The organism is Aequorivita viscosa, assembly GCF_900106795.1.
Classification (GTDB): domain Bacteria; phylum Bacteroidota; class Bacteroidia; order Flavobacteriales; family Flavobacteriaceae; genus Aequorivita; species Aequorivita viscosa.
The window spans coordinates 133,651-154,869 of the sequence record NZ_FNNS01000001.1 but is presented as its reverse complement, the minus strand read 5'-3'; the positions used below and the strand labels follow the sequence as shown (position 1 = coordinate 154,869).

Genomic DNA, 21,219 nt, shown 5'->3' with positions numbered 1-21,219 from the left:
ACCCCCTAATGGGTATGTTTTCTCATCTCTTTAGTTCGTATTCTTGTAAGAAAATCAGTTAAATCACTAAAACGAGACCTATGCCATTTACACCCGTTATTGAAAAACATTACATCGCAATTGGAGTTAACAGCTATCAAATAATTTTTGATGCGCAAGAATATACCCACGATATTTTAATTAGAGGATTATTCCATTGGGATGCTGTAGACACTTCAAAAATTAATAAAATTGATTTCTTACTCGATAATTTAAGTACTGTAAAAGTAACTCACACCATCATAAAGGCAGAATGGTGTTCTAACCAAAATCGTATTGAATTACACATCAACAACAACTCCGGAACTGTTTTAAGAACCTCAGAAAGCTTGGCAATTCCAAATGGAGTAGATTTAAAAACAGTAAAACAAATTGAATTGGTCTTGCGAATTTACGAAGTTTCAGAAACTGTTAATTCTTGTGAGGTATTTGAATTAGGAGAGAATCACGATAAACAAAAAGATAAAGATGGCTCCATTTTAATAGGATCAATTGTAACCTTACCGTGAAAGTAATCTATCCACATTTGTTTCTGGCCGCAATATTATTTTCATTTCAGTGCCTTTCACAGAATAAAGCTATTTCAAATGCGGAAAAACTACTTCAAGAATTTGAAGCAGATAGTGTATTACTATTATTAAATACAATTAATGAATCAAAGCTAAATCAACAAGACAAAGCTCAATTTTATCTTCTCAAAGGATCAGCTAATTTTTCAAAAAGCAAACACGACATAGCCTTTGCAGATTTTATCGAGTCCAGGACAATTTATATTGAACTTAATGACACTTGCAATTTAGCAAAGATTGATCTTTTAATTGTAGAAGTTCTAAGTCATCAAAACCACAATATGGTAGACGAAGAACCTTTTTTAAAAGAATACATAAGTGCATCAAAAACTTGCGGTAAACCCATTGATGAAGCTATAGCGTATTCAAAATTAGCTGTATTGTATCTCGATGCTGATAATGCCGAAAAAGCAATCCAAAATTTTGATAGGGCAATAAAAATTGCAAAGAAACTCAATGACACCCTGCGCGCAACTAATTTTCTATTCAATAAAGGCGTTGTTTATTCTACCACTTTAAAACAATACGACAGCGCGCTATATTTTTTCAAAAAAACGGCTCCTTTTTACATTCAAAAAGAAAACCAGGAATATTTATCATACAATTATAACAACCAAGCACAGGCTTATAAAAAGCTAGGCAATTATAATGCAGCCATTACTTATTATAACAAAGCCGATTCGATTCCATTACGTAAGTTCAACTTAAAAACTAAAAAGATTTTTTACGAAAATATGATGGATGTGTATAGCGAAATTGGTCAATTTGACACTGCTTTTATATACTCGCAGAAGCTTTCCCGAATAAAGGACAGCATTAATGAAACGTTCCAAAACGTAAATATGGCGACGATAAAGGAGGAATATGACAATGAAAAGCTGCGTGCAGACAATTTAGAAATTGAATCAAAAAGAACCCAAAATAGAAACATAGCTATTGGTTTAGGCGGTGGGCTTATAGGAGTTGCCTTAATTGGTTTTTTGCTGTTTAAAAATTCTAGACGTAAACAACATATCGCAGAGCAACAACGTGAAATAGAAATTCAAAAAACAGAAAAAATATTGAAAGAGCAAGAGCTTGCAACCATTGACGCTATGATTTCGGGACAAGAAAAAGAACGAGAACGAATGGCAAGCGATCTCCACGATTCGGTAGGTGCTACCTTAGCAGCTGCTAAACTTCAATTTAATCATTTAAAAAATAACAAAGGAAAAATTATAAACGAAGATGAATTGTTTGAAAACACAAGTTCACTTCTTGAAGACGCTTATAATGAAGTGAGAGAAATGGCTCACTTAAAAAACAGCGGCTTATTGGCAAAAAACAGTTTATTACCAGCAATAGAAAAACTGGCTAAAAACGCTTCAGTCTCTAGCAATTTAACAATCGAAGTACAAGATTTTGGCTTAGACGAACGTCTTGAAAACTCTATAGAAATAATGATTTTCAGGGTAATACAAGAACTCGTTACCAATATTATTAAACACTCAAACGCTTCCGAAGCAAGTATTTCCATAACCCAACATTCAGACTTATTAAGCATAATTGTCGAGGACAACGGGCAGGGATTCGATATAAAAAAAATGCACGCGAAAGACGGAATGGGCCTTGCCAATATTGAAAGAAGAATAGAACACCTAGAAGGGAGCATGGAAGTAGATTCCACCCTAGGTAAAGGGACAACCATTTTAATAGATATACCAATATGATTACTGTAGCCATAGCCGAGGACCATCAATCGTTAATGGATGGAATTAATCTTTTATTAAAATATAAAGAAGGTATCACCATAGTGGGAATGGCCAATGATGGTGAAGCGCTTTTGGAAGTTGTAAGAAACAAACGCCCCGAAGTAGTTTTAACCGATATTAAAATGCCTAAAATAGACGGAATTGCAGTTACAAAATTAATTAAGAAAGAATTCCCAGAAACAAAAGTCATAGCTTTTACAATGTTTAACCAGCAAGAAGCAATAACACAAATGATTGCGGCAGGCGCATCAGGGTATTTACTTAAGAACTCTCCACTAGAAGAGGTATTAAACGCAATAAATGCAGTGTCTGAAGGAAATACTTTTTTTGACAGTGCCATAGATCTATCATTTTTAAATGACGATTCAGACACCTCGTCTAAAAAGCCTGTTTTATCAAAAAGTGAACGGGAGATACTGCGATATATTGGACAAGGAAAATCCAGTAGTGAAATTGCGAGTTTACGCTTTACAGCCGTGTCAACAGTAGAAAAACACCGTAAAAATATGATTCATAAACTCGGATTATCGGGCAAAGGTGAGTTATTGCGTTATGCTTTAGACAGAAAATATGATTTTTGACCTATTTTGTTACCCTACACATAGTAAAAATACCCGTTATTGGGTATTTTTTTTAGTTGTATGCTACCGTACATTTGGAATGAACAGTTAAGGGGTTATGTTCATTGAAAAGAGTGCCACGTAAAAATGGTAACCCTTTTTCCTTTTAGTTTTAAATAATGATTCCAGGAATTACCTATCATGAATTCAAAATATACCCGTTACTGGGTATTTTTTAACCCCAAAATTGACCTTATCTTAGCAACGTATTAAACAAGTTAATCTACTTAATCATTGTTCAAATTATAGACTGAAAGATCAGGAGATAGAACAAATATTATAGATTGATTTAAAGTTCATTTAAACTAAAAATATACTTGCAATAATTGGTTGAATTAAGTGTTAAGCAAGTTTTTGGAAGCAAAGTAGCACATTGTTAAATGCAATATACCGTTAGATTTTTTGCGTGCTTGGGGGAGTAGCAATATAAGGGCGAGAGTTACAATGTGCTATAAGTTTCTAAATGTAAGTATCTATTAATCAAAAATATTTAGATAGTCAAGGACGTTTGCTCCTTACTAAATACAGCATTGGTTTGAGCAATTCTGAGGGGTTATTGTTCAACAAAAAGGGCACCGTTATTACACGGTTGTCCTTTTTTTCTACATAATTATTTTCAATAAATAAATAGATTATAATTTGCCCACTATTTCAAAATATACCCGTTACTGGGTATTTCAATAACACCTATTCCTTTCTATATTAGCTTAATACAAAAACAATTCATTATGAAAAAATCATGGCGAATACGTAATGTAAAAAGATGGAATGTTATAATAAGATGTTATTCTAATGAAATCGAAGAACTTCAAATTCGATTAATACTAGAACTTACTTGCTTGAATTAGCCAAATAACGTGCAAGTTTTTAAAGGCTAGATAGTATATTTCAATCAAAATAGCGCAATTCAAAAGAAATAATTAAGGATGCAATATTTTTGAATGACTTGAGCGATATACTATCTGCTTTTAATAAAAATAAGCTCTTTGCTTTAGAATACTTAATGAATAACGAGGTGCATTAACACAAATATTAGTTCTACTTCAAGCATTTTTCAGATTAAAAACCACAACTTTTATAATACTTTAGATAGGTGATTTCGGCAAGAAAAGGAATAATGCAAAATCTATTGTAAATCATTCTATTAGATTAAAGTATTATCCAGTCTATATTCAGGTTATGCGCATTTAAGCATATTTCTTTACTCATATTTCCCGCACACCTTTGGTGTACACCTTGTTAAAATTAAATAATAGGTGGGAAAACAGCATCCAAAATAAGGCCTAAGTCTGCCGCCGTAGATGATATTTGGTATAGGGTTGCAGTGTTATTCAATACTATTATCAAATACCGCGGTTAAATTAATAAAAATTCTAAGTAAATTACTGAAACTAACAGGGAAGTGTATAGAAAACAAGTACAACTTTTTTCAAAAAGTTGTACTTGTTTTCTGTAAAAGTTGGCTATTTTTTAGAAAAACTTGGCTATTTTTTTATGCCTGTAGAAATTGGTATTTAAAGCTAGCCTATGTGTAAAGCTACATAATTTTAAGAAATAACTGAAATCCCATAACCTTTTTGGTAATGTTAATTCTTATTTAAAAGTGTCTACAAAGAATTTCCACATAAGCAAAACAATCGTATTTTATGCAAAACTCAATCTAAACGTAAAAAATTTAAAAACAAAAAAGGTCGTCCAAACTTGGTTTAGACGACCGTTTAAAAAGTATATATTGAAAAAATGTATTTCTTATTTTTTCTCTTGCTTCGCAGCTTTTTTCTCATCCATAATTTCTTTGATTGAGCCTCCAATCCAATATGGTAAAATACCAACTAAAAAGATTAGCAACCAAAACCCGATTGTTGCAACAGTCATTACTAAGATAAATCCTAAAAATTGGTCAAAAGAGAACATACGATAGAGTGTTTAATTATAATGAACAAAGATAAAAGGTTTTTTTGAGATTAAACAACAAAAATAAACCAATTATCAACAACAAATAAACAATAGTATGGGTTGAACACCTTTTTGGTTTTCGTTATCTTTGCCAACTACCTATTTATTATAAAAATAAGGTCTAAAAAATCACTCCTAACCTACTGATTCTTTCAAAATTACAATTGTACTGATAAAGTAGGAAAAGGAATTTAATTAATTTCAATACTAATTAATTTACCATGCAATACCGAATAGAAAAAGACACCATGGGCGAGGTTAAAGTCCCTGCCGACAAGCTTTGGGGTGCACAAACAGAGCGCTCTTTCGAAAATTTTAAAATCGGACCTAAGGCCTCCATGCCGTTGGAAATTATCCGTGGGTTTGCTTACCTTAAAAAAGCCGCTGCATTTACCAATTGTGAACTCGGCTCGCTCTCTGAAGAAAAAAGAGACTTGATTGCAGCAGTTTGCGATGAAATTTTGGAAGGAAAACACGACGATCAATTTCCATTGGTTATTTGGCAAACGGGAAGCGGAACCCAAAGCAATATGAATGTAAACGAAGTGGTTGCAAACCGTGCGCATCAATTGGCAGGTAAAACCATTGGGGAAGGCGAAAAAACACTTCAACCTAACGATGACGTAAATAAGTCACAATCTTCAAACGATACTTTCCCAACGGGAATGCACATTGCGGCATATAAAAAATTGGTAGAAACTACCATCCCTGGTGTAGAACAACTTCAAAAAACACTTGCTAAAAAGGCTGTGGAGTTTAAAGATGTTGTAAAAATTGGACGAACCCACTTTATGGACGCCACTCCCCTAACCCTTGGCCAAGAATTTAGTGGCTATGCGGCTCAACTTGAGTTTGGGATTAAAGCTTTAAAAAATACGCTTCCGCACATGGCCGAGCTTGCTTTGGGTGGTACAGCAGTAGGTACTGGCTTAAACACCCCAAAAGGTTATGACGTTAAAGTAGCGGAATACATTGCTAAATTTACTGGACTTCCCTTTGTGACGGCAAAGAATAAATTTGAAGCTTTGGCTGCGCACGATGCCTTTGTAGAATCACACGGAGCTCTAAAGCAACTGGCTGTTGCCTTAAATAAAATTGCGAATGACGTGCGAATGCTTGCTAGTGGGCCAAGAAGCGGAATTGGCGAAATTAACATTCCTGCAAACGAACCTGGGTCTTCTATTATGCCTGGAAAGGTGAATCCTACTCAGTGTGAAGCGTTGACCATGGTTTGCGCACAAGTGATAGGAAACGATATGGCTATCGCTGTAGGTGGTATGCAGGGCCAATTTGAATTGAATGTTTTTAAACCTGTAATGGCCGCTAACTTCCTTCAATCTGCAGAATTATTAGGCGATGCTTGTGTTTCTTTTGATGAACATTGCGCACAAGGAATTGAGCCAAATCATGAAGCAATTAAAAGACAGCTAAATAATAGTTTGATGCTAGTAACTGCTTTAAACACCAAGATTGGTTATTACAAGGCTGCGGAAATTGCAAACACTGCTCATAAAAACGGTACTACTTTAAAAGAAGAAGCTGTTAACTTGGGATACGTTTCGGCTGAAGATTTTGACAAGTGGGTTCGACCTGAGGATATGGTTTAATGTGTGTTGATCAATGCCACGAATACACGAACAATTATAAAAAAATCGTGTATTCGTGGTTCATTTTATGCTATTTCCTTATCCTATTCAGGCTCCTCCATATCGTTAGTAAACAACTCCATATAAGCTTTACCTAGATTGTCAATAATATCACTCGCCATTAAAGCTTCATATCCTATTACGTTTGCGGCATTATCACCAGCCAAGCCGTGCAAATAGACTCCAAAGAGCGAAGCTTGCAAAATATTATATCCTTGACACAGTAAGCCTGTAATAGCACCTGTAAGTGCATCACCACTCCCACCAGTCGCCATCCCTGGATTTCCAGTGCTATTAATATAAAGATTGTCCATATAAACAATCGTTGTAAATGCGCCTTTTATAATTACAACTGCCTCGTTTTTCTTTGAAAACTTCTTAACCTTTTCAAGTTTTTCATAATCATCTTTCCAAGCGCCAATCAATCTTTTCAATTCTCCAGGATGCGGTGTAAGTATTGAACTCTTCGGAAGTAATTTTAGAACTTCTTTATTTTCAGCAAGTATGTTTAAAGCATCTGCATCAATTACCATTGGGGCGTTTTGAGTTTTAAACAACTTTGTAATTGCTTCGGCGGTAGCCTTATTTTTTCCAATTCCCATCCCGATTCCAATAGCTGTTGGTTCAAAATCGATAACAATATTTGTGATAATTTCATCTTCTTTATCTGTTGCTACCATTGCTTCGGGGATTGTAGTTTGAAGGATATTGTATCCACATTTAGGCACAAAAGCAGTGACTAAACCAGCTCCTATTTTAAATGCAGCTTTTGATGCTAAAACGGCGGCTCCAATTTTCCCATAACTTCCACCTACAATTAGGGCGTGACCAAATGTTCCTTTATGTGCGTATTTGTCGCGATATTTATATAAGTTTTTTGCTTCAAAAAGCGTTATTAAATGTGCCAGTGGTTTCAGATCATCCAAAAAATCGGAATCGAGTCCTATGTCCAACACTTCAAAATCGCGGACAAAAGGAGCTGTTTTTGGCAGAAAAAAAGCGAGCTTAGGTGCTTGAAAAGTTAGTGTATGATTCGCAAGGAATACGGCATCTTCATCTTCTAAAGCCTTGTTCGCAAATAAGCCACTCGGAATGTCTATCGATAATTTAAATGCTTCCGTTTCATTCAAATAAGTAATCAGTTTTTTTACCCAACCTTCAGGGCTGCGACTAAGTCCGATTCCAAATATAGCGTCGATTACAACATCTTCTGAGGTAATTTTGGGAAAATGGGCCTCACGTTTTATTATGATAGGCCAATTTTTAGTCACTTTTTTAATACGATCGTAATTATAAAGAAAATTATCTGAACGTTTATCACTATAGTTTACCACATAAATCACGACGTTATAACCGTGTTCAATAAGCAATCGCCCCACGACCATACCATCGCCACCATTATCGCCAATACCACAGAAAATATGTACGGGAACGGGAACGCCTTCCAACCTGCTGTCTAACCATTCAAAAATTTGACCTCCAGCACGTTCCATTAATTCTAAAGAGGTAATCTGTTGTTTTTCAATAGTTATTTTATCGGCATTATACTGTTGTTCGGCTGATACTATTTTCATTTGTGTACTATTTAGTTTTTAGAAAGTTGTCTGCAAACCTAATTTAATTGACTATCAAAGCACTTAAATCGTATTTGCAATTTACGAAACATAACCACATTTCTTTTTGTTGAAAAGAGGTTTATAACTTAAATGTAATCCTCCGTTAAAGCTTTATATTATTTATATTTTTAGAAAAACTCTATTATGAAAACCCGAGATAGCATGCTTTTAGCCTTGCGCCCTGAGATAGATTCAGCTAAAGTAAATTCAGAAATGAGTACCGATGAACATTTTCAGAATAGCACTCTACGACCTATTGCAAAATTTCAAAATGATTTGTTGTTGGCTTCTTTCAGAAATTATATTGTAAAGCATAAAAATGTGTTTTATGACCTTAAGCCAGAAAAGCGAATGGACTATATTGATACTGCGATTAACAAGGATATGAAATTCCGAAACTCACTCAAAGGAATACTAATTGGGCAGTTTACTTTGAAAGAATTTAATACCTATATTCAAAACTCATCGGCCTTAAACAAACGAATGATGGATATTGTTAAGGAAAGAATAAAGAGTCAGGTTCAGCTTTTGGAGGTTGAATTTGTTTGAGTTTATGGGTTTATGGGTTTATGGGTTTATGGGTTTATGAAAAAAAATTATATTCCCCTCTCAAAACTGAAAACCAAATACTTATCAACAATCCATATTGATTACTGCGACTGAGACTGCATACTGAAAAACTGACTATAAATCATCCAGCAAAGAAACGCCGTTTAAATCGGTTGTAAGCACGCTGCTCATATAATCGAAAAACAGTCGGAGTTGTTTGTAATGCTGCACCAACGTTTCAGCAAAGTCTTCTGAAAGTACTTCTTCGTTGGTATAGGAGCGTTTTACAACAAAGCTCTTTAGCTTAATCAAGTCTATATTCTCGTGATCTTTGTCGAAACCCTTAGGCGCCGATTTTACTGCGTTGGTTTGAAGAAGATTACCAAATGTCTTTTTGAATTCCTTCTCATTTAAAATTTTGCGAATTTCAGAAGCATCTATTTCAAATTCCTTTCTTATGCGGAAAAGATCTTCCTTATTCGGTTCAAAAAAGCCTCCTGCCATATAGCAGTTTCCAGGATCTAATCGAAAGTAATACCCACCACGACGCTGGGCTACTGCTCTACTAAAACTTACACTTCTATGCGAATTATAGGGCGTTTTGTCCTTTCTGAAACGCAGGTCTCTATTGATTCAGAATATTTTGACCTTGGCAATCTCATCCGCCTCATTTAATCCTTTTTCTACTTCGGAATAGAAGCTTTTTAGTTTTTCCTCATTCGCCAGATACTCCTTTTTGTGCTCCTGCATCCAATCGCGATTATTGTTTTCCCGTAATGCTAATAGAAAGTCGAAAGCGGATTTTGGAATGGAATTGCTCATTTTAAATTGTGTTTGTAATGAAAAAAATTTTGTGAAGGAGGTGTTTGTTGTGTGAAAAGGTGGGCTTTAAAACCACTTTTTCTTTTTAAAATAATAAATCATTCCAAAAACCACTAGTACCATAATTCCGAGGAGGAGGAAATAGCTGTTTTTGTAATGAAGTTCGGGCATATATTCAAAATTCATCCCGTATATTCCAGCCAGAAATGTCAATGGAATGAAAATAGTAGACATAATAGTCAAAACCTTCATCACTTCGTTCATTTTGTTGCTAATGGTTGTCATGTACATATCCATCAAACTCCAAATCATTTCCCGATATATTTCCACACTTTCATTTACTTGAATAATATGATCGTATAAATCGCGGATGTATTTATTAGTGCGTTCTTCAATAAGTGGAGATTCTATTTTTTCCAACCGGTTTACCACTTCGCGCAAGGGCACTACTGCCTTTCTAATTCTTAAAATATCTTTTTTAAGACCTTGGATTTCTTCGGCGATATCGGGGTCTTCTTTTTTATCAAAAAGTTTGTCCTCTAGCAATTCAAACTTATTGCTTAAAAACTCCATAACAGTAAAATAATTATCTACTACCGCATCGAGAATTGCAAACATTAAATAATCGGAACCTACTGTTCTAATACGTCCTTTGCCGTGTTCTAGACGCTCGCGCAAGTCTCCAAAAACATCGCCTTCTGCTTCTTGAAATGTCAAAACGTAGTCCTTACCCACAACCATACTAATATGCTCGTTGGTAAGTTTTTCGTCATCGTAATGCAGCATTTTAAAAACGATAAATAAATAATCTTCATATTCATCGATTTTTGGGCGTTGATAAGTGCTTACAATATCTTCCTGAATAAGCGGATGTAGTTCAAAATGAGTTCCGAGTGTAATTATATCATCCGTATTACTTAGTCCGTTTACATTAATCCACGTAATATTGGTGGAGTCTTCATAATTAAAAGCCTCGTGAATATCATTGGTTTCAAAACGATGATAGTGCTCTTTGGAATAATCAATTATATCCAACTCAGTAACCGTAGTTGTTTTCTTCCCCGTATAGTTTACAGTTCCAGGCGAATAGTTTTTCGCCCTTTTGGGTTGTATTTTAGTGGTTTGCACTTTGTTTCTCCTTCTTGCAGCCATAAAAAGTGAATTATTTTTTTAAAGGTAGAAAAAATGCAACAATTATAAGTTTAAATAACATCCAAGAACAGTGCTTATCTATGTTCAAAACCCTGTGAATATTAATATAAGGGAGTTCTAAAAGTTCGATTCAATTTCTTTACTTTAACCGACTATTGTAAACAGCTTAAAAAATCAGACTTTTATGCATTTAACGACCCCAGATTGGATTATCATCATCTCGTTTTTTGTTATTTTTATTTTTATTGGTGTCCTCGTTTCGAAAAAATCGGGGAAAGATTCAAAATCGTTTTTTCTTTCAAATAGAAATATGCCTTGGTGGTTGCTAGGGGTAAGTATGGTCGCTACTACGTTTGCTGCCGATACGCCCAACTTTGTCGCCGGTGTTATTCGCGAAGACGGTGTTTTTGGAAACTGGATTTGGTGGAGTTTTTTGCTTACAGGAATGCTGACCGTTTTTTTCTACGCCAAACTTTGGCGCAAAAGCGGAATTACAACCGACTTGGAATTTTATGAATTACGATACAGCGGCAAAAGCGCTGCCTTTTTAAGAGGTTTTCGAGCCATCTACCTCGGTGTTTTCTTTAATATCGTGATTATGGCTAACGTATGTTTGGCTGCGATTAAAATAGGTCATGTAATGTTTGGCTTATCTGCCTATCAAGTTTTATTGATTGCCTCTCCCGTAGTTGTGATTTACTCCGCTTTTGGAGGTTTAAAAGGTGTAATCCTGACAGATTTTGTGCAGTTCATTATCGCAATGGTCGGTAGTATTTGGGCTACAATTTATATAGTGAATATGCCAGAAATTGGCGGAATGGAAAAGCTTCTCTCAACTCCTGCCGTAGCCGCTAAAACAGCAATGCTACCCGATTTTTCAAAACCTGAATTATTGATTCCCCTACTTATTGTTCCGCTTGCTGTGCAATGGTGGAGCGTTTGGTATCCAGGTGCAGAACCTGGTGGTGGGGGCTATATTGCGCAAAGAATGCTTGCTGCAAAAGATGAAAAGCACGCTACCTATGCTACCCTATTTTTTAATTTCGCTCACTATGCGCTTCGCCCCTGGCCGTGGATTATTATTGGGTTGGCTTCAATTATTGTTTCCCGAACCTAGAAAGTTTACAAGCTGCCTTTCCTAATCTAGATCCTTCATTTGTGAAAAATGATCTCTCCTACCCTGCTATGCTTACATTCCTACCTGCGGGATTACTCGGAATTGTAATTACATCACTTATTGCGGCTTTTATGAGTACAATTTCCACCCACTTAAACTGGGGAAGTTCGTATGTGGTTAATGACTTTTACGTTCGGTTTCTTCGAAAAAATGCTTCAGGTAAGGAGCAAGTAGCTGTAGGAAGGACTTCAACGGTAGTTATGATGATTCTAGCTGGATTGTTAGCACTTATATTGGAAGAAGCCCGTGATGGCTTTAACCTGTTGCTTTCAATTGGCGCTGGAACGGGCTTGCTCTTTATTTTACGCTGGTTTTGGAGCAGAATAAACCCGTATAGCGAAATTGCCGCAATGTTTATTTCGTTTGTAATCGCTGGATTCTTCTTTATAAACGGAAAAATGGAAACCCCAATGATTACTATGGCTGGGCATTGGCAATTAGTACTTAGTGTTGCAATAACTACCATTGGATGGGTAACAGTGACACTTTTAACGAAACCCTCAAAGGCAGAAACCCTAAACAGTTTCAACAGTTTAATCTTTGGCAACGAATCTAAATTCAAAGGCTTTGGAATGAAGATTCTCGCCTTTTTTGCGGGTGTTGTAGGTGTTTACTGTACCCTATTCGCCATCGGGAACTTTATTTATAGCAATATTGTTTTAGCATTCAGCCTAACTGCAGTTGCCGTGGTTTGTGGCTTGGTGATTATCAAATCGTTTCAGAAGACGGGATTCGCAGAAAGGGAGATTTAACTACCTTATACAGTAAGTATTTCAAATTATAGGAATAAAGTCTACAAGCTTCTAAAATCTACCATTTTGAATGTGGCTTAAAATTAAGTGGAATAAAGACATTATGATTAGACTTGTCAATTAAAATATACTTTACCCTTCTCGTAATATTTTCTCCATCTTTCGACCTTTGGCTAATTCGTCTACTAATTTGTCTAAAAAACGAACTTGTTTAGTTAAAGGGTTTTCTAACTCTTCTATCCGATACCCACAGATTACACCTTTTATAAGATGGGCATTCGGGTGAATATTTGCTTTTTGAAAGAAGGTTTGAAAGGTGACCTTTTCATTGATGAGTGCGTCTAATTTATCTTTATCAAACCCTGTTAACCACTCAATTACTTGATGCAACTCATCAATAGTCCTGCCATTTTTCTCAACTTTGGCAACATAATGTGGGTAAACGGAAGCAAAAGTCATCTTTGATATTCGTTCATTATGTTCGGGTGTTGTTTTCATTTCAATTTACAAATTGACGTTTCTAATAAATAATAAAGTTATAGAATTATTTAAAAGTAGGTTTCTCAAAAAAACTTAATCTTAATTCTGTATTAGTTCTAAAACCTTGCCTGGAAAAACTCACTTAAACTCAGCCAAATATTTCTCATAAAAAAAACCTCCCACGAAGGAAGGTTTTATATGTGATTCAAATTGAATTAATCAATTAAACACTTCGACTGCGCGCAGTGTGACATATTGCTTCGACTGAATTCAATGTGACATTCTGGAAATGGCTAGGATTAGTTATTTCCTAAAATCAAAGGCAAACCGCTATCTCCAGAGCCAACGATAACCACCTTAGCATTTTGTGATTTGGCTAGTTCTAACGTAGCATCAATCCCTTTATCCTGAAGCACCTTATCAGTTAATGAAGCGCTCAAAATAGCATTTGCATCCGCCTTCCCTTGAGCTTCAATTCGTACTTTTTGAGCTTCTTTAGTGGCTTTCTCTAAGCGGAATTCATATTCCAAAGATTCCTGCTCCTGACGAAGCTTACGCTCAATAGCATCTTTAATTGCTGGTGGAAGCGTTACATCACGAACCAAAACTTCGTTTAATTGAATGTATTGGTTGTCCAAAATCTTTTTAGTTTCTTCATAAATTTCTGATTGAATAGCGTCACGCTTACTAGAATAGAGTTGTTCTGGCGTGTAACGTCCCACAACACTTCTTGCCGCACTTCTAATTGCTGGTTGGATAACCCGTTGTAGATAGTTTTCCCCTTTTTCTTGGTGAAGCTTTGCTACATCAGCACTTACAGGTTGGTACCAAGCAGAGGCGTCTAGTTTAATTTCAAGTCCGTTTGATGAAAGTACTTGCATTTTTTCACTAAGCTCTTGCTGACGAATTTCGTAAACGAATACTCTGTTCCAAGGTGCTATAATATGAAATCCTTCTCCCAATGGTGGTTGGTCGGTAACAACACCATTTCCGAAAGTTTGATAGAGAACACCTGCGTGACCCGAACTAATTGTAACTGATGATTTGGCGATAATGATAATAAGTAAAATGACTCCTACGAGTACTGGTATTGTAATTTTAGGCAATTTTTCCATTCTATATTTTTATATATTAATTGATTTCTAAATAAGTCCGTTATATTTTCTGAAAAACCATTCTGCAGAAAGTGCTAGAACGATAAGTGCGAGTAGGTATTTCCAATCGATCAAAGGTACAACTTTTTGTTCGCTTCGTTCTATATTCTGGAAGTTTGTGTTTTCAATTAAATCCTGAATTAAAGCATCGGTTTGTGTAGCAAAATAAGCTTTTCCTTGCGAATTGTTTGAAACGCGATTCTGTTTTAAAACATCTGCATTTAAGAATTGTTGCTCTACATTAAAGTCTAAAATAGTGAAAATACCACTACTCGAAACCGCTTCATCGGCTACCGATACCGTAAAGTTATATTCCCCAGCGGGCAAACTATTCAAATCTACTTCATAAAAGTTGTTCCGCAAAAGCATTGGAAACACGGCTTGCTTTTCGGTTTCGGTATTCTTTACTGTAATATTCAAGGAAGCACGATTGTCGAAAATATAATTCCTATCAAAATACTGGGCTGATATCTTGATGGGATTGTTATTGTAGTAAAACGTTTCCGAAGACACCTCTAGCCTACTTCTCCGCTTATTGGAAGCCAGATATTGCACCAAACTCCCAATAAACCCATCAAAATCCTGAAAGCTATCTGTTTTTAAAAAACTACTTGCACGCCAACGCCAAAACCCTTCTCCATCCCAGATAGCATTTCGCTTTCCGTTCATTTCCATAGTCGCCAACAAAGGACTTTCCGTAGCAATTCTGCTTACGGTTTGTTCGAGCATAACTTCGTGTGGCACGCTGATGGTCAATTCTCCAAACTGAGTGTGTAGTGGCGGGAAATCGTCAAAGCTTAAATCTTCTACTGCGAAAGTTCCGTAATTAGGGTTTAGCACTGCTTGAACATCTTCCTTTTGTCTGGAAGAATTCTTCTTATAATTACTTTGAACAGTATTTAGAAAAGTCCAATCGGTTTGTAATCCCGCAATTACCCAATAATTTTTATCCAATTTTTCTATTTCTGAAAAAATCGGAGCGAAACTTCTATCGGGCTGATAAAGAATGACAAGTTGGTAATCATTTAAAGTATTCGCGGCTTCCAAAGGTTTTTTGAAGGTAACAGCTCGTTGCTCGTTGGTAGTGATGGATTTCTTTAAAGCTCCTAAATCTGGATGACTGAGCTTACTTACAATCAACACATTGGTAGCTTGGTCAATCACTTCTACTGCAAAATGCTTGATGTTGTTTGTTTTATTCTTCTCGTTGTCCAGCGGAAGAATCTGTGCCGTGTATTTCTGAAGTCCGACGCTATTGGCTGGAAGATTAAAGTTTAAAGTGCTTGAATTTTCCTTTTCTGAAAATGAAACTTTTGAACGATAGACCGTTGATGCGCCCTGCGTAATAACAAACTCCGAATTTACAGAACTCGTTCCGCTGTAGGTTAGAATCACTTCCACGGGAAATTGGTTTTTCAGAAAAGCATAGCGATTGGTATTCAACTGCTCGATTTTTAAGTCTGTGTATTGAATAGAATCGCCTAAAATTACCGAGTAAATAGGATTTTTAAAGTTTGTTGAAGAGAACTCATAATCACTCCCTAAAGTTTGATTTCCATCGGTTATAAGAATTGTGGGAGCTGTTTGATTTTTAAAAATCTCATTGACAGATGACAGCGCTTGTGAAATATTCGTATTTTTCTCACTAAAGGAAAGCGAATCACTTTTTTGAAATTCACTTCCGAAGGAATAATAAGAAAGGTCGAATTTGTTGTTGAGTTTGCTGTTTTCTTTTAGCTCCTGAATCAGCTCAAGAACATTCCCATCTTGATTCAAAACCGCTACAGAAGCTGAATTGTCTATCAATACAGGAAGTTTTGGCTTTTCGGTAGTATAGGTTTCACTTTCAAACTTGGGATTGATGAGTAGAAGCAAGATCGAAAAAAGCGTAATAAACCGAAGCGTTCCAAATACCCATCGGAGTCGACGTGTTTCCTTTGACTTATATCCATACATAAAAATCGCCAGAGCAATGGATATTACACCGGCGAGGATTATATATAGTATGGTTTCTGGAGACATTGTTATTTACGATTTACGATAAATGATTTTAGATTGAAAATAAGTTTCAATAATACCAATAATAATATTTTTCATGAATCGTAACTCTAAAATCTAAATTCGTAAATCAAGTTAGCATTCCTCCATCAACGTTCAAGACTTGTCCTGTAACATAAGCGGAAAGGTCGCTGGCAAGGAAAACACAGGCATTTGCAATGTCTTCTGGTTGTCCTCCACGTTTTAATGGAATAGCATCGCGCCATCCTTGTACTGTTTTTTCGTCAAGTTTGCCAGTCATTTCAGTTTCGATAAACCCTGGAGCCACAGCGTTACAACGGATGTTCCGAGAACCTAATTCTAAAGCAACAGATTTTGTAAAGCCAATAATTCCCGCCTTTGACGCGGCGTAATTGGTTTGCCCCGCATTTCCCTTCACTCCTACTACGGAGCTCATATTGATGATAGAACCTTTACGTTGCTTAAGCATCGTACGCTGTACAGCCTTGGTCATATTAAAAACGGACTTTAGGTTTACTTCAATTACCTTATCAAAATCCTCTTCTGAAATTCGCATTAAGAGGTTGTCTTTGGTGATTCCTGCGTTGTTTATAAGAATATCGATACTGCCAAAGTCATTTAAAACGTCTTCAGCCAGTTTTTGAGATTCGTCAAAAGAGGCTGCATTACTTTTGTAGGCTTTTGCTTTTACCCCAGATTTAGTAATCTCTTCGGCCAGCGCATTTGCTGCTTCTTCTGAAGAGCTATATGTAAAAGCTACATTCGCTCCGTGTTGGGCAAATACTTCAACTATTCCTTTTCCAATTCCGCGGCTTCCGCCAGTAATTATTGCTGTTTTTCCTTCTAGTAATTTCATTTTTTTCGGTCAGTTTATAGACCTACAAGGTTCTTAAAACCTTGCAGGAAGTTTTAAAATATTACAGGAAAACCTGTGCTTATATACCTACAAGGTTCTTAAAACCTAACAGGAAACTCCTGCTTTTTACAGGGAATCCAAATATAACAAAAGGTTGCGGGTTCTCCATAAAAAAAGCCCTGTGAATTTCACAGAGCTTTCATTGAATTATTTAAAGATTATCCCAATACTTCTTTTACTTTTCTACCAATTTCAGCTGGAGAATCTACTACGTGCATTCCGCATTCGCGCATGACTTTTTTCTTAGCTTGAGCTGTATCATCACTTCCGCCAACAATTGCACCTGCATGGCCCATTGTACGTCCAGCTGGAGCAGTTTCACCAGCGATAAAACCAATTACTGGTTTTTTACTTCCGCTTTCTTTGTACCATTTAGCAGCATCTATTTCTAGTTGCCCACCAATTTCACCAATCATAACCACAGCCTCACTCTCTGGATCGTTAATAAGAAGTTCTAGAGCTTCTTTTGTTGTAGTACCGATAATTGGATCGCCTCCAATTCCGATAGCAGTCGTGATTCCTAAACCTTGTTTTACAACTTGATCTGCTGCTTCATAAGTAAGTGTTCCTGACTTTGAAACAATCCCTACGGTTCCTTTTTTGAAAACAAAACCTGGCATAATACCAACTTTAGCTTCGCCTGGAGTAATAACACCTGGACAGTTAGGACCTATGAGTCGGCAATTTTTATCTTTAATATAATCTGAAGCCGTGATCATATCTTTTACTGGAATACCTTCAGTAATAGTAATAATTACTTTAATTCCTGCATCGGCAGCTTCCATAATCGCGTCTGCAGCAAATGCTGGTGGCACAAAAATAATCGTAGTATCGGCACCAGTTTTTTCAACAGCCTCAGAAACTGTGTTAAATACAGGCCTGTCAAGGTGTGTTTGACCACCTTTTCCTGGGGTTACCCCTCCAACTACATTTGTTCCATACTCGATCATTTGTTCCGCATGAAAAGTACCTTCACTTCCTGTGAAACCCTGTACTATTATTTTCGAATCCTTATTTACTAAAACGCTCATTTTTAATTATTTTCTATTAATTATTTCTATCTAGTGTTTAAGCAATATCATTTTTTAATATTACTTGGAAAATATTGCAAAGATACTATTTTCAGTTAAGCCAATTAAAGAGTTTCTAAACTTTAATCCTATGATAGCTTTTGTTTGTATCGTCATTATCTGTTACGGGTTGGCTCACTTGATGACCACGAATTATTTTACCGTCTTTAACCTCCCAGATAGCGATAAAATGCGCAATGCCTAATTCCTCATCTGGATTTTCTACGGTTCGCACATAATATTTATAACGAATAGTAACATATTCACTATCAGCAAGTAAGTGACTAACCTCTAGTCGCAAGTCGTCGTAAGTTCTGCGTATTTCATTAAAAAACACCTTTAATTCATCGAAATGAAGAATAGAAAGGCCGCTTGGGCTATTCCATAACAATTCCACTTCTGGATGAAAGAAACGTTCAAGAACCGTGTCATCCTTTAAAATGTCGGATTTATAAAAATCTCTAACTAATTCTTTTGCTTTATTGCTCATAGATTTTTATTAAGTTTTTCTAATATCTCTGGAATTAACCTAATGGACGCCATTTCTTTGTATTTTTTTCTGAAATCGTCTGCAGGAGTTCCAAAATATGATTTATTGCCTTCTAAAGATTTACTAACGCCGCTTTGCGCTGAAATAACTGCTTTTTCGCCAATAGTTATTCCACTTGTAATTCCTACTTGACCCCAAATGGTAACAAAGTCTTTAATTACAACACAGCCAGCAATACCCACTTGTGAAGCTATTAAACATCTTTTCCCGATAATAGTATCGTGCCCTACTTGAACTTGATTATCGATTTTGGTGCCTTCTCCAATTGTGGTTGAAGCCGTTACTCCTTTATCTATTGTACACAAAGCGCCAATATCGACGTTATCTTCAAGAACAACGTTACCACCGCTTACGAGTTTGTCGAATTTTTCAGGTCGGTTTTTATAGTAAAAAGCATCGCCTCCTAAAACACTTCCAGCGTGGATTGTTACGTTATTGCCTATTCGCGTATTATCGTAAATACACACGTTTGAATAGATTAGGCAATGCTCGCCAATTTCTACGTTATTTCCTATAAATACATTAGGCTGAATAATGGTCCCCTTCCCTATTTTAGCCGAATCTGAAATTGCGCTATTTGCACTTCGGAAGGGCATAAAATAATTAGTAAGTTTATTGAAATCGCGAAAAGGATCGTCAGAAATCAGTAACGCCTTACCTTCAGGGCAGGTTACCTCTTTATTGATAAGTATAACGGTAGCAGCAGATTCGAGTGCTTTATCGTAGTATTTAGGATGATCTACAAATACAATATCGCCAGGTTCAACGACATGAATTTCGTTCATCCCTAAAACAGGGAAATTGGCATCTCCAACATAATCACATTCGATTATATCAGCAATTTTTTCCAGGGAATGAGGGTTTGGAAATTTCACGTGTCGTTGCTTATGTTTTTTTGCGGAATTTGTTTAATTGCTTGCTGCTACTAGTAGTTTAATTTACTCTTTAATGCGTTCTTGATATTGACCTTTGTCTGTATCAATTCTAATTTTATCACCTTCGTTAATAAAAAGTGGAACGTTAATTTCGGCTCCTGTTTCTACAACAGCTGGTTTAGTTGCGTTGGTAGCAGTATTTCCTTTTACACCCGGTTCTGTTGAAGTTACTTTTAAAATAACGTGTGCAGGCATATCTACAGAAAGCGGAGCTCCGTCTTCGGTATTAATTAAAACCGTTACAACCTCTCCTTCTTTCATTAACTCAGGGGTATCCAGAATACTTTTCATTAACTGAATTTGAGAATAATCCTCTGTATTCATGAAATGGTACGTTTCTCCTTCACTGTAAAGATATTGATACTTATGGGTTTCAACTCGCACGTCGTCAATTTTATGTCCTGCTGAAAAGGTGTTATCGATAGTTTTCCCTGTAGTAACACTTTTTAGTTTAGTACGAACAAAAGCAGGGCCTTTACCAGGTTTTACGTGTAAAAATTCAATTATTTTATAAATATCGTTGTTGTAACGAATGCAAAGTCCTTTTCTGATATCTGATGATGTGGCCATTAATGATTTTAGATTTAAGATTTAAGATTGTAGACTGTTATATTAGTCTAACGCCTCAATTTTGTATTTCTGTTAATTTGAATTGAAATATCCTTTCATAATTCCTCGTTTGGAATTTTTGATAAACTGAAGAATTTCGTCACGTTCAGGAGTTGCCTCCATTTCAGCTTCAATAATTTCGGCAGCTTGAGACGTGTTATAGTTTTTCTGATACAGCAGACGGTAAATATTCTGGATTTCTGAAATTTTTTCAGAAGTAAACCCTCTACGTCGAAGTCCGATAGAATTTATACCTACATAGCTCAGCGGTTCGCGTGCTGCCTTTGTATATGGCGGCACATCTTTTCTAACCAAAGATCCTCCTGTTACAAATGCGTGATTTCCTATCATACAGAATTGATGTACGGCTGTCATTCCTGCTAAAACAACATAATCTCCTACTGTTATATGACCTGCCAACGTACTGTTATTGCTGAAAATACAATTGTCGCCAACAATACAGTCGTGGGCGATATGGCAATAAGCCATAATCCAGCAATTTTTTCCAATTACGGTTTTTCCTCTATCAATTGTCCCGCGATTTATGGTAACATATTCCCTTAGGGTAGTACCATCTCCAATTTCAACAGTTGTATCTTCATCCTTGAATTTTAAATCTTGAGGAACTGCAGAAATGACAGCACCTGGAAAGATATTGCAATTTTTGCCAATACGCGCTCCTTCCATAATGGTTACGTTACTTCCAATCCACGTTCCTTCTCCTATCACAACGTTATTGTGAATGGTGGTAAAAGGTTCGATAACAACGTTCTTAGCTATTTTTGCGCCCGGATGGACGTATGCAAGTGGTTGATTCATTTCTTGTATTTATTATTT

Annotated in this window: 17 protein-coding genes and 2 pseudogenes; 6 read left to right on the top strand and 13 right to left on the bottom strand. The window is 36.1% G+C overall.

Annotated elements, in window-relative coordinates:
- The first annotated feature begins 80 nt into the window (after positions 1-80).
- The 3 genes from BLW28_RS00720 to BLW28_RS00710 are packed head-to-tail and all read left to right on the top strand — an operon-like array spanning position 81 to position 2,940.
- A complete protein-coding gene (locus tag BLW28_RS00720; RefSeq protein WP_073216297.1) occupies positions 81-548 on the top strand; it encodes a hypothetical protein in 468 nt (155 codons plus the stop codon).
- Positions 545-2,317 carry a tetratricopeptide repeat-containing sensor histidine kinase gene (locus BLW28_RS00715; protein ID WP_073216296.1) on the top strand — a complete coding sequence of 591 codons (1,773 nt, stop codon included), beginning with the start codon at positions 545-547 and terminating at the stop codon, positions 2,315-2,317. Before BLW28_RS00720 ends, BLW28_RS00715 begins: the two co-directional genes overlap by 4 nt.
- Positions 2,314-2,940 (top strand): response regulator transcription factor, encoded by a 627-nt coding sequence (locus BLW28_RS00710; RefSeq protein WP_073216294.1) that lies wholly within the window; start codon positions 2,314-2,316, stop codon positions 2,938-2,940. Before BLW28_RS00715 ends, BLW28_RS00710 begins: the two co-directional genes overlap by 4 nt.
- 1,788 nt (positions 2,941-4,728) lie before the next feature.
- Here the strand turns inward: BLW28_RS00710 and BLW28_RS15675 are convergent.
- Positions 4,729-4,893: a hypothetical protein gene (locus BLW28_RS15675; protein WP_092842515.1), complete on the bottom strand. Its 165-nt coding sequence runs from the start codon at positions 4,891-4,893 to the stop codon at positions 4,729-4,731.
- Positions 4,894-5,156: 263 nt separating this feature from the next.
- Here BLW28_RS15675 and fumC point away from each other — a divergent pair, with 263 nt between their 5' ends.
- Positions 5,157-6,542, top strand: a complete 1,386-nt coding sequence (fumC, locus tag BLW28_RS00700) for a class II fumarate hydratase (RefSeq protein WP_073216291.1) — start codon at positions 5,157-5,159, stop codon at positions 6,540-6,542.
- 83 nt (positions 6,543-6,625) lie between these two features.
- Here the strand turns inward: fumC and BLW28_RS00695 are convergent, their stop codons facing one another.
- Entirely contained in the window at positions 6,626-8,155 is a 1,530-nt protein-coding gene (locus BLW28_RS00695) for a bifunctional ADP-dependent NAD(P)H-hydrate dehydratase/NAD(P)H-hydrate epimerase (RefSeq protein ID WP_073216289.1), read from the bottom strand.
- 186 nt (positions 8,156-8,341) lie between these two features.
- Between BLW28_RS00695 and BLW28_RS00690 the strand changes: the two genes are divergently transcribed.
- Positions 8,342-8,746, top strand: coding sequence for a glyoxalase (locus BLW28_RS00690; RefSeq protein ID WP_073216286.1), 405 nt, complete (start codon positions 8,342-8,344; stop codon positions 8,744-8,746).
- 135 nt (positions 8,747-8,881) lie between these two features.
- Here the strand turns inward: BLW28_RS00690 and BLW28_RS00685 are convergent.
- Positions 8,882-9,568: pseudogene (locus BLW28_RS00685) on the bottom strand (DUF2461 domain-containing protein).
- Positions 9,569-9,634: 66 nt separating this feature from the next.
- Entirely contained in the window at positions 9,635-10,720 is a 1,086-nt protein-coding gene (gene corA / locus BLW28_RS00680) for a magnesium/cobalt transporter CorA (RefSeq protein WP_073216268.1), read from the bottom strand.
- Between the two features lie 184 nt (positions 10,721-10,904).
- Here corA and BLW28_RS00675 point away from each other — a divergent pair.
- Positions 10,905-12,649 (top strand): annotated as a pseudogene (locus tag BLW28_RS00675) (sodium:solute symporter family protein).
- A gap of 132 nt (positions 12,650-12,781) precedes the next feature.
- Here BLW28_RS00675 and BLW28_RS00670 read toward each other — a convergent pair.
- The 9 genes from BLW28_RS00670 to lpxA all read right to left on the bottom strand — a co-directional run bounded on the left by BLW28_RS00670 (position 12,782) and on the right by lpxA (position 21,201).
- A complete protein-coding gene (locus BLW28_RS00670; protein ID WP_073216265.1) occupies positions 12,782-13,147 on the bottom strand; it encodes a DUF2200 domain-containing protein in 366 nt (121 codons plus the stop codon).
- A gap of 281 nt (positions 13,148-13,428) precedes the next feature.
- Complete coding sequence (locus BLW28_RS00665; RefSeq protein ID WP_073216261.1) at positions 13,429-14,244, bottom strand: prohibitin family protein; 816 nt, start codon at positions 14,242-14,244, stop codon at positions 13,429-13,431.
- 27 nt (positions 14,245-14,271) lie between these two features.
- Positions 14,272-16,305: a hypothetical protein gene (locus tag BLW28_RS00660; protein WP_073216259.1), complete on the bottom strand. Its 2,034-nt coding sequence runs from the start codon at positions 16,303-16,305 to the stop codon at positions 14,272-14,274.
- Between the two features lie 106 nt (positions 16,306-16,411).
- On the bottom strand, positions 16,412-17,158 hold the full coding sequence (gene fabG, locus BLW28_RS00655; RefSeq protein WP_073216255.1) for a 3-oxoacyl-[acyl-carrier-protein] reductase: 747 nt from the start codon (positions 17,156-17,158) through the stop codon (positions 16,412-16,414).
- 218 nt (positions 17,159-17,376) lie between these two features.
- Positions 17,377-18,249, bottom strand: coding sequence for a succinate--CoA ligase subunit alpha (sucD, locus tag BLW28_RS00650; protein ID WP_073216251.1), 873 nt, complete (start codon positions 18,247-18,249; stop codon positions 17,377-17,379).
- 115 nt (positions 18,250-18,364) lie between these two features.
- Positions 18,365-18,778: a nuclear transport factor 2 family protein gene (locus tag BLW28_RS00645; protein WP_073216249.1), complete on the bottom strand. Its 414-nt coding sequence runs from the start codon at positions 18,776-18,778 to the stop codon at positions 18,365-18,367.
- Positions 18,775-19,713, bottom strand: a complete 939-nt coding sequence (locus BLW28_RS00640; RefSeq protein ID WP_073216246.1) for a UDP-3-O-(3-hydroxymyristoyl)glucosamine N-acyltransferase — start codon at positions 19,711-19,713, stop codon at positions 18,775-18,777. Before BLW28_RS00640 ends, BLW28_RS00645 begins: the two co-directional genes overlap by 4 nt.
- 63 nt (positions 19,714-19,776) lie before the next feature.
- Positions 19,777-20,343 (bottom strand): elongation factor P, encoded by a 567-nt coding sequence (gene efp / locus BLW28_RS00635; protein WP_073216244.1) that lies wholly within the window; start codon positions 20,341-20,343, stop codon positions 19,777-19,779.
- Between the two features lie 72 nt (positions 20,344-20,415).
- Entirely contained in the window at positions 20,416-21,201 is a 786-nt protein-coding gene (gene lpxA, locus BLW28_RS00630; RefSeq protein WP_073216242.1) for an acyl-ACP--UDP-N-acetylglucosamine O-acyltransferase, read from the bottom strand.
- Positions 21,202-21,219: the final 18 nt, after the last annotated feature.

Excerpts from the sequence above, each read along its gene's own strand:
- BLW28_RS00720 (WP_073216297.1), top strand. The coding sequence starts at position 81 with ATGCCATTTACACCCGTTATTGAAAAACATTACATCGCAATTGGAGTT.
- fabG (WP_073216255.1), bottom strand. The coding sequence starts at position 17,158 with ATGAAATTACTAGAAGGAAAAACAGCAATAATTACTGGCGGAAGCCGC.
- efp (WP_073216244.1), bottom strand. The coding sequence starts at position 20,343 with ATGGCCACATCATCAGATATCAGAAAAGGACTTTGCATTCGTTACAAC.
- lpxA (WP_073216242.1), bottom strand. The coding sequence starts at position 21,201 with ATGAATCAACCACTTGCATACGTCCATCCGGGCGCAAAAATAGCTAAG.
- sucD (WP_073216251.1), bottom strand. The coding sequence starts at position 18,249 with ATGAGCGTTTTAGTAAATAAGGATTCGAAAATAATAGTACAGGGTTTC.
- BLW28_RS00665 (WP_073216261.1), bottom strand. The coding sequence starts at position 14,244 with ATGGAAAAATTGCCTAAAATTACAATACCAGTACTCGTAGGAGTCATT.
- BLW28_RS00690 (WP_073216286.1), top strand. The coding sequence starts at position 8,342 with ATGAAAACCCGAGATAGCATGCTTTTAGCCTTGCGCCCTGAGATAGAT.
- BLW28_RS00660 (WP_073216259.1), bottom strand. The coding sequence starts at position 16,305 with ATGTCTCCAGAAACCATACTATATATAATCCTCGCCGGTGTAATATCC.
- BLW28_RS15675 (WP_092842515.1), bottom strand. The coding sequence starts at position 4,893 with ATGTTCTCTTTTGACCAATTTTTAGGATTTATCTTAGTAATGACTGTT.
- corA (WP_073216268.1), bottom strand. The coding sequence starts at position 10,720 with ATGGCTGCAAGAAGGAGAAACAAAGTGCAAACCACTAAAATACAACCC.
- BLW28_RS00695 (WP_073216289.1), bottom strand. The coding sequence starts at position 8,155 with ATGAAAATAGTATCAGCCGAACAACAGTATAATGCCGATAAAATAACT.
- BLW28_RS00670 (WP_073216265.1), bottom strand. The coding sequence starts at position 13,147 with ATGAAAACAACACCCGAACATAATGAACGAATATCAAAGATGACTTTT.
- fumC (WP_073216291.1), top strand. The coding sequence starts at position 5,157 with ATGCAATACCGAATAGAAAAAGACACCATGGGCGAGGTTAAAGTCCCT.
- BLW28_RS00710 (WP_073216294.1), top strand. The coding sequence starts at position 2,314 with ATGATTACTGTAGCCATAGCCGAGGACCATCAATCGTTAATGGATGGA.
- BLW28_RS00645 (WP_073216249.1), bottom strand. The coding sequence starts at position 18,778 with ATGAGCAATAAAGCAAAAGAATTAGTTAGAGATTTTTATAAATCCGAC.